This is a genomic window from Streptomyces sp. NPDC015171, assembly GCF_043079545.1.
Classification (GTDB): domain Bacteria; phylum Actinomycetota; class Actinomycetes; order Streptomycetales; family Streptomycetaceae; genus Streptomyces.
In genome coordinates this window covers 25,395-38,775 of sequence record NZ_JBIBUO010000020.1, presented here as the reverse complement: position 1 = coordinate 38,775, position 13,381 = coordinate 25,395, and the positions used below count along the sequence as shown (strand labels likewise).

Genomic DNA, 13,381 nt, shown 5'->3' with positions numbered 1-13,381 from the left:
TCACTGCGCCCACTCATGCGGCCATTGATTTAGCTCACTCTGCGTGGAAGGGTCGTTGCAATCAGACCAGTCTTACGGTCGGTTATATAGCCATCGCCGGGTGGGGGCCGTGCGATCCCGTGCTATGTGCCGACTCCGCGCGTTCTGGGACCGGCTCCGTACCTCCTCGGGGGATGCCGCGGTCTTCGAGGGCTGCGGATGGACTCCCGCGGCCTGCCGCAGACGCCGACCACGAAGCGGCCGCACAGCGTGCGAGGGAGTCCGCGGGCAAGGTGACAACTACACATGGCGACGCGGCCGGCACAGGCTTGTCCGGCCGGCGCCCACCAGTGGATACCCCCGGCCGTGCCGAAAGGGGATCCGGTGGGCGTCCCGGTACCGCGAGCGGGGCGGTCGTGCCCGCGAGTGAACTGAGACGAACACGGGGAACGACGATGAACATCAATGAGTCGTTGCAGCTGCACCTGCAACGGTTGCGGCGAGACGGACGACCGCCGGTCAGACAGGCCGAGTTCGGTCGGCCCGCAGGGACGGGAACGGGGCGCCGTCCCTCCCGCACCGCGTCACGCGGTGGCGACCTGCACGGTCGTGCAGCAGGCCGAGCCCCCGCTTGCTTCTCCTCGCGGGGCGGCGATGTCTGACCCTGTGTGCCTGCTCGGGGCAGGTAGCTCCCATGCGGCGGAGGAAGAGTTCCGCCTGGCGCAGATCGCCGTGTCCCACCCTGTGGTGCTTGTCGACGCCGTGGCCCCCCAGTGGGCACGCCCGTACCTGGCGCATCACCTAGTGGCCGATCCCGCGGATCCCGTCGCCACTCTCGAAGCCGTGCAGGGCTACTGGTCTCGCCATGAACTTCGGGGCGCGCTCACCTATATGCCTGAGCACCGCGGGATCACGGCCCGGATCGCTGGACTGCTTCGGACTCCCACCCCCGGTGCGGATTCCTTGGACCGCTGCAGTGACCTCGGTGATCTCAGAAGAGTGCTGGCAGAGCACAGGGTGCCGCAGCCCCGGTGGCTGGAGGCGTTCGATGCTCCATCGGCCGCTGCACATGCCGAGTCACTCGGACATCCCGTCCTGGTCCGACCGTCCGGCACGAAGCGCGTGATCGCTGTCCAGGCGAGTGACGGCGGTGAAGCTGCCGCTGCGTATGAGCGGGTCACCCGACCTCTTGCCGGACGCCCCGCCGACTGGCGGGGGAGTGCAGTGGTCGAGGAACTCCGGGACGGGAAGCAGATCTCCGCTGAAACGGTTGTCCTGGACGACGAAGACATTCGGATCGCCGCGATCACGAGAACGGTTGCGGGGCCGCTCCCGGCCCGTCAGGCCGTACGCCACTGCGTTTTCGCGCATGACACCCTCCTGCACCATCCGGTGATCCGGCAGGTTGTCTCCCGGACCGTACGGGCACTCGGCATTACGCTGGGCGTCCTCAGCGTCCGTATGAGACTCACCCCCAGAGGGCCCCGCGTCCTCGACGTGGCCGGCCACATCGCCGACGACCTGATCCCGCTCCTGGTCAAGCGGGCCACGGGCATCGATCTGCCGAGTGCCGCGGCAGACCTCGCCACCGGCCGCACCCCGTCTCTCGCTGCGACCCGACAGCGCGCAGCGGCCATACAGTTCCTCTATCCGTCCGCAACAGGCTCCCTACGGCGTTTGACCGTTCACCCGCACGCAGACCGCCACCCGCATCTCGACCGGATCGCTCTCACCCGGCACCCCGGCGACCACGTGACCTCCGCTTCCCAGGCCACGCCGGACGACCGCATCGCCCACATCGTGGCCCTCGGCCCCGACAGCCCGGCCTGTCACAGCGCACTCGATCAGATCGCTCAATACATCCACGCGGACATCATGCCAACGCCCGGCGAGCCACCCCGCGCGGACAGGGAACGCCATCTGTATGCCTGGGCGGCCGACTGCCGCCGCTAGTCACCGACTCCGCGCTCTCGGGGCGGCGCCATGGTCCGGCGGTTACTCCTGCGGAAAGGGCGGGAATAATTTTCGATCCATCGGGGGCCGAGTGCCTCATTTGGTGTCACTCAAGGGGTTGTTGTGGTGCGTCAGGCGTCTCTAAGAGTTGTCCCGTAACTGCTGGTCACAGTGAGCCGTTGGCGCCGGTCGACGTCAGCCGAAGAGGAGGTCGACGTCCTTCTCGATGCAGAGCTGCAGGACGACCACGAACTGGCGGGCGTCGTCGAGGTGCCGCTGGAGGAGGATGCTTCCCTCTTGAGGTTGGTCGGCGATCTCCTGCAGGCGGGGCAGGATCGCCGCGCACTGGACCGGCGTGAGGTCCGGGCCGTCGTCGTCGGGATGATTGAGGAGTGGTGCCAGGGTGGTGGAGACGTCTCTCCAGGAGCGCTGTCCACCGAAGCCGTCCATCTCGTTTAGTTCGAACCCCTCGGCCTGCGCCAGCCACCGCCGGAACACTCCAAAGCCGGTGTAGGACCAGGACACGTCCGGGCTGCTGGTGTCGTCGTCTCCGACGCTTCTCCGGGGCTTCGCGGGTGTGCGGATGGAGTTTCCGCAGCTCAGGAGCTGTCCGCAAGACTCTAACTCATGCAACACATGTGGTGCAGGGGTCCTAGCCCGCCCCTCACCCCCTGGGCTGCCCCAGGGAAGACGCTGAGAACGGTCCGGCCGATCACGCGACGCGCGATCGGCCGGACCGATGGACGTGTCAGCAGGCGTCAGATCGGATCGCAGGAGACGTATTTGAGTTCGAGCGTCTCGTCGACCTGGCCGGTTTCACCTGCAGCCAGATCCTGCGCGGACCAGGAGGTAGGACGCGCGCCGGTGAGCTGGAACTTCTTCTCGGTACCGTTCTGTGCGTTCACGTACACCAGCACGATGTCTTGGGCACCGTCTTCGGTCTTGGTCGGATTGCGGGAGTCCAGGATCCACTGGGTGAACTTCTCGCTCTTGTCCATGGCACGCGTGAGCGTCACGTCTCCGAAGAACTTCGGCGCCCCCAGAACCAGATCGGGAACCGGCTTCCCGTCAGGCGAGTTCTGCACCAGCTCGACGTACTCCTGGTCGAGCGTCACACCGGAGACGCTCTTCAGCGTCTCCACCCGGCGCCCTGCCATGTACCGGCCGGGCGCCGGGTGATCGGTCAGTTGGCGTGACGGTTCAGCTGGGCCATCAGTTCGCGGTTGGCGCCGCGGGCGGCGGCAAGCTCGTCGCCCTGGTCCTGGAGCTTGAGTTCCAGGTCGACCACCTGCTGTTCGAGGGTGGTAATCCGGGCCTTGAGCTGCTCGTTGTCCTCGGTGCCACCGATGCCGGACTCGCGCCAGACGTGCTCGCCCAAGACCTCGCTGAGCCGCGCTTCGAGGCGGCGGGCGTGGGCGGCGAGTCGGGCGGTGCGGGCGTCGGCGGCGAGCAGGTCGGCCTGGAGGGAGGCCCGGCTGACGGCCGGGCCGCGGCCCCCGGGGGCGGTGGGCGGTTCGGCGGCCTGCGCGTGGACCCGGCCGAGCAGGTCGCGGTGGCGGTAGAGGAAGGTGCGGTCGACGCCGGCGCGGCGGGCGATCGCGGTGACGCTGGTCTCGGAGCCGTCCTTGGCGGCCTGGGCCAGCGCGGTGAGCACGCGCTGGCGGCGCCGGCCGGTGTCGGCCCGGCGGCCTTCGACCATCGCCTGAACGGTGGGGTCGGGTGCGGTCATGCGGAGCGCTCCACTCGGAGGTCGGGCAGGGGCTGGCGGATGCGGGGCATGCCGAGGAAGGTCTGCCGCATCTGGCGGACCACCGCGGAGGCCCGCTGGACCTCGGCGCGTTCGGCTTCGGTGAGCGTGCCGATGTCCTCGGTGACGCGCTGGATCAGGCGGCGGATGCGGGTGATCTCCGCATCCGAGGGCGTGGCCTCGGCGCGGGCCCAGTCGTCGGCTTCGGCCATCGATCTCAGCTTCTCCCGCTGGCGGAGCAGGTCATCCAGGTAGGTGCGTAGGTCGGGCAGGTAGGAGACGTCGGTGGAGAAGTGGTCGCAGCCCACGCAGCGGAAGCGGAGCGGGCAGGCACCCCCGCCGGCGGCGACGTTGGTGGGTTCGGAGCAGGTGCCGAAGGGGACCACCACGGCGCCGATGGCCCGTCGGGCGCGTTCGGCGTCAAGCACGCTGGTGACCGCGCCCCAGATGCGCGTGCCGTGGCGGTCGAACTGGAGTTGGGTGACGCGCTCGACCGCTTCGCGCAGGCGTACTTCCTTGACCCGGTAGTACGCCCTGGTGGTCTGGTAGTTCTCGTGGTCCATGAGCTCGGCCAGGACGTCGACGGGGACGCCGGCGTCCGCGTGGCGCTGGGCGAAGGAGTGCCGGTAGGCGTAGGGGAAGATCTTCTCCTTGTCGAAGACGGTGCCGTCGTCGAGGACGAAGTCCGGCAGCGACTCGACCCACTCGCGGTGCATGCCGCTGAGGTGGTTGGAGTCGATCGAGCGGTCCCCGCGCAGGTTCAGCTGCGGCGAGGGCAGCAGGACCAGCTGGGACGGCGGCCGGTCGGGGAAGCGTTCACGTACGCGTTTCTGCTGAGCGATGATCAGCTCGGCCGTCGGCTCGTGGATGGGTAGTTGCCGCCCGATCCGCTGCTCCTTCCAGTTGTTGTAGAGCAGCACCGGCTTGTTCTGACTGTCGCGGGTGAGACAGTTCAGCTCCAGGCGGCAGATCTCCTCGGGGCGACGGCCGGTGTCCATCAGCAGCTCGACGCTCAGCCGCATCTCGTAGCAGGTCATCGCCTCGAAGGCGTCCAGATGGGTGCCGAGATGGCGCATTACTTCGGCCGGCAGGTCTTGGCTCTCTTCCGAGGGCTCCGGCGCCTTGGGGATGTCCGTGCGGCTGATGACGAAGTCGTCCGGCAGGCCGGCCAGCGGGCCCTCGGGGCGGGTCAGGCCCATGGCCCGGGCCTGCTTGAGCACGTTGCGGGCCTTGCTGACGTAGGCGATCCGGGTGCGGGTGGTCATCTGTCCGTTGGCTTCGAGGAACGACATCCTGTTCAGGAAGTTCTCGATGTCGGCGCGGGCCAGCGCGGCCTTGTCCCTGCCGCGGTCGGGCCGGGCCCGAAGGGTGTCGGAGAGCCTGGCCAGACCGTGGAGATGTTGCTGTGCGTGCGAGGCGGTGCTCTTGGAGCGGACCTTGGAGAGGTAGTCGCGGGCCCACCGTTTGGCGCTCTCCCGCAGCCAGGGCTGATGGATCGTCGTGAAGACGAGGTTGCCGCGGTGGCCGAAGGCGACCAGGTCCCAGGTGTCCTTGGCGTACTCGCCCTCGGGTGTCTTGACCGCACGGATCGCGTAGATCCGTGTTCGGTTCAGAAGGATCAGGGCCTCGCTGTTCGCGGCCGGATCGGGGACGTCTTCGAGGCGCGAGGCGAGCGAGGGGCGAATGGTCCGGTCGATGAGCGCGCGGAAGTTGGCGACCTCGGTACGGCCGCCACGGTGGCAGCGGTGCTGAAGGCCGAACAGCAGCTGGGCGACGACGAGATCGGGCAGGCCCCTGAAGCTGACCTCGGTGGCGAACGCGGCCGACGGCGCGGTGCGCAACCACGCCTCCTCGTCGAAGTCGTCCTCCTCCCGCAGAACCCAGAGTCGCTTCTCGTGGGTGTGGCACAGCCGGACGTCACCGGCGCTGACTGCCCGGCGGTTGCAGGCGAGCACGGCGCAGTCTCCGAGACTGAGCAGGCCCTTGACGGCCGGGTCGGCGAGGAATTCTTCAAGGGTGCCACCGTGCTTCTGCAGCTGCCACCAGTGCGAGCGGCATACGGGCCGGCCGCCCGAGTCGGTCCATGGCCGCTCGCAGCCGGTCACCCGGCAGTCGCCCGTCGGCAGATGCCGATACGGCGCGGTGCGCGGGATCTTGACGAACTCCCCTTGCGGCATCCCGGACGCACGGCGGCGTGTGCTGCACGTGGCGCACAGCTGCAATCCCTTCACCGGGGAGAGGCAGCCCGGCACCGGACAGCGCCGGCCGCCCAGAGTGGGGTGGCCGATCGGCGGGTCCAGGACCCGCCGATCGGCGTTCCAGCCCGCGCCCTCCAGGAAGTCGGGTTCGATCATCGACCAGAGGAAGGCGGCCTGCTCGGAATCGGACGCCCCGTGTTGAGGAACCGGGGCGGTGATGATCGGCGTGAGGCGGCTCGTCACCGGACACCGCCGGTGAACTCGCGCGGCGACGGAACCGCATCGACCGCGTCCCTCAGCCGGTCGGGGGCCGGTGTCAGGTACGGCTCCGCGCTGGACAGCTGTGAGTGGTCGAGCAGCCCAGCGATCTCGTCCTGGCCAGCGCCCGCGTCCGCAAAGTTGCTGCCCGCCGCGCGACGTAGCATCCGCGGCGTGATGTTCCTGCTCAACCCAGCCCGCTTCGAAAGGCGGCCGAGGAGTTCTCCGATGCTGTCCGCGGTCATCGGGGCGCCCAGCGGCTCGGCGAACAGGTTCACCAGCACGAAGTCGCTGTCCGGTCCGTGCGGCAGCGCCATCCGCTCCAGCACGTACTGGTCGTAGGCGAGCACGACCAGATGGTCGACAGGCTTCCACCGCCCCGGTGCTGCGGTCGGCTGCCGCTTCGCCCAGGCCCCGTTCGGATTGTCCCGCCGCAGCGTGTGCAGGTGGGAGCCCTTCTTCGGGCAGCCCAGCGCCGAGGAGTCCGGCATGAAGTGCATGTCCTCGCGGCGCAGGCCCGCAGCGCCTCCCGGTCGCAGTCCCGCCCGGCCCAGCAGCAGGACGATGAACCGGTCCCTGGCATTCCGGCAGGCCAAGAACAAGTCCACGATCTCGCGGTCCTCGGCCCGCTCGCCCTTCTTGCGCGGGACCTGCACCCGGTGCCGGGGCCGCATCCGGTAGCCCGTCAGGTCCTCCCCCCGAGCCTGCTCCGGCAGGTCCCAGTTCTCCGCCACCTCGTAGAGCTGGGCCATCACGGCCGGGGGAACCGCCTTCGCCGTGATGCCGTGCAGCAGGAACTGCCGCACCCCGGCGAGCACGTTCTGAATCCGGGCCGGCTCCCGCACGGGCTCCGCCCCCGGCCCCGGATACACCAACCCGCTCCCGGCCGGTCGCGCGATACCTGTGACCTGCCGCGTACCGAACTTCAGCCAGACGACGAACAGCCCCAGCTCCTCGGCCGCCACCCGCCAGTCGCGGCCCGTCCGTATGCACCAGCGCAGGTACAGCGCGATGTGCCCGGCGTACGTACGGGTCGTCAGCTCAGCCTGGTCCTTGCCGAACCGCACGTGCCGCAAGAACGCGTCGGCCGCAGGAACCACGGCGAGGTTTTCGTCCAGCACGGTCCAGTACCGGACGCCGGACGGGAGTTGAACAGGAAAGGCCCTCACGGGTCTCCTCCATCTCTATGTGCAACGTGTCGCAACGATCACGACAGCCCCAGAGATGTTAGAGAAAAGCCCAGGTCACGCAGCTAGTGCAGCGTCACGCCACACTCGTAGAAGCCCAGGAGAACTGGGAACAGAACAAGCCCCACGTGTCCTCCTCGTTGACCGAGCCCACAGGATCGGCCTGAGGGAAGGGCGACGGCAACTGCAATGATCTCGCTGTGGCTGGTGTGATCACGGCGTCGGAGCCGTCCTGGATAGCCCCGTTCACCGGGCTGAGCCCGCGTCAGTTCGGGAAGCTGATCACCGCGCTGCGGCGCGAGGGTGCGGACCCGGTGCGCAAGGGCCGACCGTGGAGCCTGCCGCTGGAGGACCGTGTGCTGCTGGTCGCCGCCTACTGGCGGACCAACCTGACGCTGCGCCAACTGGCCCCGCTGTTCGAGGTGTCGAAGTCGGCCGCCGACCGCATCATCGACCACCTCGGACCTGCGCTCGCCCTCCAGCAACGCAGGCGGTTCCGCAAGGACGCCGTGCTGATCGTGGACGGCACCCTGGTCCCCACCCGCGATCACCAGGTCGCCGAGCAGTCGAAGAACTACCGCTACTCGACCAACCACCAGGTCGTCATCGACGCCGACACCCGGCTCGTCGTCGCCGTCGGACGCCCGTTGCCCGGCAACCGCAACGACTGCAAGGCGTGGGAACTGTCCGGCGCGAAGGACGCCGTCGGCAAGACAACGGTCATCGCGGACGGCGGCTACCGCGGCACCGGCCTGGTCATCCCGCACCGCCGGGAACCCGGCCAGGCCGAACTCCCTGACTGGAAAGAGGAACACAACACCTCCCACCGCAAAGTCCGCGCCCGCGTCGAGCACGCTTTCGCCCGCATGAAGACCTGGAAGATCCTCCGCGACTGCCGCCTCAAGGGCGACGCCGTCCATCACGCCATGCTCGGCATCGCCCGCCTGCACAACCTCACCCTGGCCGGGTAACGGAGATACGGCAGGTCATCCAGCACGTCAAAGATCATTTACGGGACAGCGCTTAGGCTCTTCTCGGGCGGCCTGGCGACGGGCTACTATTAGGGGGAATTCGTGCAACTTATGCGTGCCGCATCGTTGGGGATCGAGGAGACGGACTGGGAAATCTTGCAGCTCCTCTACTGCGGCCTGGTTGACGCTGCGATTGCAAGGAAACTGGGCATCGGGCATCGCACCGTACAGCGAAGAATTCGCAATCTCATGTCCAATCTTGAAGTAAAAGGGCGCGTGGCGTTAGGGGCGAAAGCTCAAGAACTCGGCCTCCTTTCAGACTCGGTGGATGACCACTACTCGTACAGCGAAGGCGACGGGAGCCAGGCGGAACCCTGACAGTGGCCAAGGTTCGCTTTGCAAGATCGGAAAGGACAGCGCCCCCAGCCCCCGCATACGAGTGCCTCTGCCTCCAAGCCGGCCGCCGTACCTCGACGTTCGTCTCCCCCCAGACAACGCCGGGGTGCGGCGGTCTTGTCGGTCCCGACCGCCGACGATCGAACGGACACGGACCGCGCTGCCGGCGGTGGTGCGCCGGCCGGAGGCGGTCACGAGCGACGCAGGAGTGGCGTCGCGCCGATTGCGGCAGCGAGTACCAGCGGCAGCGAGTCTCGGATGAGGACCGCCGCCCGTGCCTACATCAATCTGCCTCTCAGGGCGCGGTCGAGCGCCGCCCTTCCCGCGGGTCCCCATGCCGGTTTGCCGCCCGGAAGGCCCCGGTCTCCGTTCTGGCCCATGAGCATGAGGAAGAGGCTTCTCAGAACGGCCAGCCCGCGGGCGCGCCGGATCGTCGCCTCGTCCGCACGCGCGTATGCGTCGAAGAACCGTGAGGCGGCGCCCATGGGAAGGACCACCCATGCGGCCGCGAGGTCCCACGCCGGATCGCCGGCGAACATGTCACCGAAGTCGATCACGCCCGAGAGCGTCCCGTCCGAGACGACGACGTTCGCGGGATGGAGGTCGCCGTGCACCCATACCTGCGGGCCCTGCCACTCGGGCGCGGCGACGGCGTCGTCCCAGACGGCCCGCACCTTGTCGGCGATGTCGTCGGGGACAACGGCGTGGAAGAAGTGGTCGAAGCCGTCCGTGCACTTCTTGGGGTGGACGCCGCGGTCCTCACTGACCGGCGCGTCGGCGGGCGCCTCCACGTGGAGCGCCCTGAGGAAGCCCGCCAGGGTGTCGGCCGCGTGGTCGCCTCGGCTGATCGAGGTGCGGTCCAGTGGCTCGCCGGGGACCCAGGTCATGATGGTCCAGGGCTTCGGGAAGCGCGCGGACGGTTCACCTGTCCGTACCGGGACCGGGACCGGGAGCGGCAGGCGCGGGGCCAGGACGGGCAGCCACCGGCGCTCCTTGCGCTGGAGATCCGGGGCACGTTCTGTACGCGGCATGCGCACGGCCAACTCGTCCCCAAGGCGCCACTGCTGGTTGTCCCACCCGCCCGCCACCTCGTGGATGACCAGCCGTGCAAGATCCGGATGCTGCTCCCGCAGCAGGTCGCGGACCAGGTCTGCGGTGATGTCGCTCTCGGAGTCGGTCATACGAAGCCACACTAATGGGGCAGACGCCGACTCCGGCGACGCTCGTGCTCCGCGCCTGGCTGGTGCTCTGACCGGGAAGGTTCGCCAGGGCGGCCATTCCGGACGGTTGGATGTCGGCTCGGACATCTTGGGTGGTGCGGTGGCTGAGCCCGTCCGTGTGCGCAGACCGGCCGACCAGGAGGGGCCGGAAACCGCGGCGGATCGTGTGCCGGGGCAGCACCAGTTGCGTGCGGCACCGGTGCGCGAATCCGACCGCTACGCTGCCGCGTCGCGTTCGATCCAGTGCAGGACGCCGCGGGCACGCTATTCGCCTTCCTTGGCAGGGATCAGGGAGAGGAGGTTCAAAACGAGCCCGGGCTATTGACGGGCGGTATCGGGGCCTTGAACCTCGGTGCTCACTTGGTCACACTCTGGACGCCACTTCGCGAGAGCGCGAGGTCAGCCGCCGTGACGCCATGGCCTTGGACGCTAGCTCCTGCGTGGGGAGCTGTCCGGACTCTTGATACGGTCGGCGGTCAGATGGTCACCGACGGTTCGGATGAATCCGTCACGGGGGTAAAGGGGACGTACACGGCATGCGCGTTCGGGCAGTGGCGGGAGCGTTGGTGCTGGCCGCGGTATCGCTGGCGGGCTGTAGCGACCAGGCAGACGGCGGCCGCAGGGACAGCAACGGCAATCCTCTGAACCCCTTTCACCGAGCGGAGAAACTCGCCGAACTGAGAGTGCCTCCTGCCTACGACGCGGGCGGGGGATGGGACACGGCACTCGGCGGCGTGCCGAAGCAGGTGGCCAACGCACCCGTGGTGGCGGTGCCGGGCGCCGGTGGGGTTGCCAGCGTTCAGGGGGCTGCAAACGGCTACACCACCATCGTGCGGGCCGCTGACACAGGGCGGATCAAGTGGTCTTCAGCGCCATGGGACATACCCGCGCCCAGCGACACCGAGTTGTCGCACACGCCAGGTGTGACAGTCGTTGATCAGGACGGCCGCGAGTACATCGTCACCTTCGCCCAAGGCGTGCGGGGGAAGGACGCGTTGCACGAAGGCACCGCGGTGGTCAGTCTGGCGGTGTACGCGGCTGACGGGCAGGGCGCGTCGGTGAAGCCGCTGCGGGAGATCGATCTGCCGGTAAAGGGGCAGCCCACGGTGCGGGTCTCTCCGTATGGTGGCCGGGTGCTGGTCGGCCTGGGCGGTGTGATCGACTCGGGCGTGTACCCAGCGCGTTCGTTTGCGGTGGATGTGGTGACGGGTCAGAGCACCGCCTACGACCACCCCGAGGACCTGCTGTCTGCGTGCGGTCAGGCCGACTGTGCGGGGAGTCGTGTCATCGCGGCCACCCCGGACGGCCCCTTGGTCGGTGTGGACAACGGTGGCTTCGGCCTGGCTGGCCACTGGTTCAGTGACGCCGCACGCCCGAGCGGTACCGAGCGGACCGGCGACCTCGCTCCCTTTAACGGGCTGGCCTATGGTGTCATCGACGGCCACGTGCTTGCCGGCTGGCAGACTCCGGACAAGGAGGACGGCGCTGCCGCCGATCCGGTGTGGTCGGTGCACGATCTGGGCACAGGACGTCTTCAGGCATCCATGACCTGCGGCTACGACCTGAACAACGACATCAATGCGGGCAACTACGGATCGAACCGTGAGTACGGCGTGGTCGCCTCGCCCGACGGCCGCTACCTCGCCGCCGGGCCCGTCGTCTTCGATCTGCAGCGCAAGAAGGGCATCTGTCTGGCCAAGAGCGGTGACCGAAAAGACATCATGGTCGTCTCGATCCGCGACGACGGAACCGCGTACGGAGCGGTCCGGCAGGACTCGACTGCCGAAGGCACTGAAACCGCCGCCGTGCAGGTAGATCTCGACGAGGGCTCGGATACTGCGAAGGTCCTCGGCCACGGCACCGTCGTGCCACTCGTGGCCAACGTGAAGGGCGCGGGACTCTTCCTGAGCCGGAACGACAATGGGGCCCTGCGCGTCTCCCTGCGTCGCGAGCGCTGACGTCCACCGCCACACACCCACTGCTCACAAACCGCCGAGCGCCCGCCGGCGGAGGGACGGACACCCGTCGGCGGCGTGACCGGACCGAGCCGCCGATCACCTGCCCGACGCCCTCTAGGGTGCTCTTGCCCATTTCGTTGTAGCGGTGGATCACATCCCGGACGGTGTCCTCGTCTGCCTGGACCAGCCGGCCGATCACCGGCACCTGGACTCCGCCGGCCGAGGCCAACGGCATCATCGCGCGCCGGAAGCGCACCGAACACGTCCTGCCCGGCGAACGGTCTGCTGCGGCCGCTGTCCCTCCTGGTCGGCGAGTCTGCGCACACGGAGAGGTTCAGCCACCGCGCGTCCAGCGGTCAGATCGTCGCCACCGCACATCCGACCGCCATGGCAACCAACGCGGCGCACCAATGCGGTCACGGCACTAGCTGCCCGAACCGGTAGCCGACGGCGGTGCCCCGACGACGACGAACAGGAGGTCGGGATAGGTCGAAAGGTCCTGGAAGCCGTCCGGGAACAACTCGCGGCCGCCGGGGCGGCCTGGGCTCGCTGATGGCGGAAAGACGTAAGCCGCCTGTGGTGAAGGCATCGGTCATCGCGTGCCACGGCCCGCGCGAGAACTCCGTCCGTAGGGATTGCCCGTTGAGAGTCCAGTCGAAGGTGTAGCTGGTGTCCGCGTGGTGAGGCGGGGCGTGGAACCCTGTGCGAGTAGGCCGCGAAGGGGTGGCTCACCGACGCGATCAGCCGACCGGCGGCCCTGGGTACCCGCCGCAACTCGGCCAGAGTCGGCCCCGGGTTCTCCAGGTTGTGCGGGACCATCGAGGCGACCACATCGTCGTACGTGCCGTCTGGGAAGGGCAGAGGGTCGCATAGGCCCACGACGTGCAGTGCTGCATCGTCACCGAGCCGGAGCCTCGCCAGTGCCGGCATCCCGGCGCCGGCGTCGACGCCGGTGACGACGGCACCCCGGTTGCTTAGCGCAGCGGACAGGGGCCTGATCCGCAGCCGGCGTCCAGGAGCCCACGGCCGGTCACGTCTCCGGCGAGGGCCAACATGGCTGGCCGCTCGTCGTACGCGTATACGAGACTGTTCTCGGTCTGCGCCGAGAGCGGTTGAGCTGTTCGTGTACGAGAGCCGCAGCCCGGAGGTCATTGGTGACCATCACCTGAGCCAACCTGGCTGCGATTGCGATCACGTCGCCCCAGGCTGGAGCGTCTAGATAGACGTCGTCCGAGGCACCGCGGCCTACTTCTTCCTGCACGGTCGAGTAGACCTCGCCCAGCTCCTTCATGAGCGCGACTTCCTCCTCGGTCCGCAGGCTCTTGCCCAGCCACGGGGTGGGATCGCCTGCGTTGCAGAAGTCGTCGAACAGAACGTTGACCACGTAGTCCAGGTCCTCGAACTCCTCTGGCCGCAGCCAGACGTCACGTTGCCACGAAGGACTCGCAAGCGCGAGAACCGCTGGCACGACATGAAGTCGGAAGACCGGGAATTCAATGCCGTGATCCGTCACG

General features: G+C 68.4%; 11 protein-coding genes and 2 pseudogenes. 4 read left to right on the top strand and 9 right to left on the bottom strand.

Annotation, left to right across the window (positions count from 1 at the left end; translation table 11 throughout):
* The first annotated feature begins 1,203 nt into the window (after window positions 1-1,203).
* On the top strand, window positions 1,204-1,932 hold the full coding sequence (locus ACF073_RS35535) for a hypothetical protein (protein WP_392075611.1): 729 nt from the start codon (window positions 1,204-1,206) through the stop codon (window positions 1,930-1,932).
* Between the two features lie 195 nt (window positions 1,933-2,127).
* Here the strand turns inward: ACF073_RS35535 and ACF073_RS35530 are convergent, their stop codons facing one another.
* The 5 genes from ACF073_RS35530 to ACF073_RS35510 form a co-directional block, all read right to left on the bottom strand.
* Window positions 2,128-2,457: a hypothetical protein gene (locus ACF073_RS35530; RefSeq protein ID WP_392075610.1), complete on the bottom strand. Its 330-nt coding sequence runs from the start codon at window positions 2,455-2,457 to the stop codon at window positions 2,128-2,130.
* Between the two features lie 233 nt (window positions 2,458-2,690).
* Window positions 2,691-3,074 (bottom strand): phage tail protein, encoded by a 384-nt coding sequence (locus ACF073_RS35525; RefSeq protein WP_392075609.1) that lies wholly within the window; start codon window positions 3,072-3,074, stop codon window positions 2,691-2,693.
* 41 nt (window positions 3,075-3,115) lie between these two features.
* Window positions 3,116-3,661, bottom strand: a complete 546-nt coding sequence (locus ACF073_RS35520) for a hypothetical protein (RefSeq protein WP_392075608.1) — start codon at window positions 3,659-3,661, stop codon at window positions 3,116-3,118.
* Window positions 3,658-6,033, bottom strand: coding sequence for a tyrosine-type recombinase/integrase (locus ACF073_RS35515; RefSeq protein ID WP_392075607.1), 2,376 nt, complete (start codon window positions 6,031-6,033; stop codon window positions 3,658-3,660). The genes ACF073_RS35520 and ACF073_RS35515 overlap by 4 nt, the downstream gene beginning before the upstream one ends.
* 83 nt (window positions 6,034-6,116) lie before the next feature.
* Entirely contained in the window at window positions 6,117-7,304 is a 1,188-nt protein-coding gene (locus tag ACF073_RS35510; RefSeq protein WP_392075606.1) for a tyrosine-type recombinase/integrase, read from the bottom strand.
* A 218-nt stretch (window positions 7,305-7,522) separates the two neighbouring features.
* Here ACF073_RS35510 and ACF073_RS35505 point away from each other — a divergent pair, with 218 nt between their 5' ends.
* Window positions 7,523-8,293: a transposase gene (locus ACF073_RS35505; protein WP_392075605.1), complete on the top strand. Its 771-nt coding sequence runs from the start codon at window positions 7,523-7,525 to the stop codon at window positions 8,291-8,293.
* A 111-nt stretch (window positions 8,294-8,404) separates the two neighbouring features.
* Entirely contained in the window at window positions 8,405-8,671 is a 267-nt protein-coding gene (locus tag ACF073_RS35500; RefSeq protein WP_392075667.1) for a LuxR C-terminal-related transcriptional regulator, read from the top strand.
* A gap of 296 nt (window positions 8,672-8,967) precedes the next feature.
* Here ACF073_RS35500 and ACF073_RS35495 read toward each other — a convergent pair whose 3' ends face one another.
* Window positions 8,968-9,870, bottom strand: coding sequence for an aminoglycoside phosphotransferase family protein (locus ACF073_RS35495; protein ID WP_392075604.1), 903 nt, complete (start codon window positions 9,868-9,870; stop codon window positions 8,968-8,970).
* Between the two features lie 605 nt (window positions 9,871-10,475).
* Here ACF073_RS35495 and ACF073_RS35490 point away from each other — a divergent pair.
* The gene (locus ACF073_RS35490) at window positions 10,476-11,867 is read left to right on the top strand and encodes a hypothetical protein (protein WP_392075603.1); all 1,392 of its coding nucleotides are present in this window, start codon (window positions 10,476-10,478) and stop codon (window positions 11,865-11,867) included.
* A 112-nt stretch (window positions 11,868-11,979) separates the two neighbouring features.
* Here the strand turns inward: ACF073_RS35490 and ACF073_RS35485 are convergent.
* The 3 genes and pseudogenes from ACF073_RS35485 to ACF073_RS35475 all read right to left on the bottom strand — a co-directional run.
* Window positions 11,980-12,209: pseudogene (locus tag ACF073_RS35485) on the bottom strand (IS630 family transposase); the annotation flags it as partial.
* 456 nt (window positions 12,210-12,665) lie between these two features.
* A pseudogene (locus tag ACF073_RS35480) lies at window positions 12,666-12,797 on the bottom strand (SAM-dependent methyltransferase); the annotation flags it as partial.
* Between the two features lie 100 nt (window positions 12,798-12,897).
* A complete protein-coding gene (locus ACF073_RS35475; protein WP_392075602.1) occupies window positions 12,898-13,380 on the bottom strand; it encodes a hypothetical protein in 483 nt (160 codons plus the stop codon).
* Window position 13,381: the final 1 nt, after the last annotated feature.

Bases quoted from the DNA above. Each gene is read 5' to 3' on its own strand.
- ACF073_RS35520 (WP_392075608.1), bottom strand. From the start codon at position 3,661: ATGACCGCACCCGACCCCACCGTTCAGGCGATGGTCGAAGGCCGCCGG.
- ACF073_RS35515 (WP_392075607.1), bottom strand. From the start codon at position 6,033: ATGATCGAACCCGACTTCCTGGAGGGCGCGGGCTGGAACGCCGATCGG.
- ACF073_RS35495 (WP_392075604.1), bottom strand. From the start codon at position 9,870: ATGACCGACTCCGAGAGCGACATCACCGCAGACCTGGTCCGCGACCTG.
- ACF073_RS35500 (WP_392075667.1), top strand. From the start codon at position 8,405: ATGCGTGCCGCATCGTTGGGGATCGAGGAGACGGACTGGGAAATCTTG.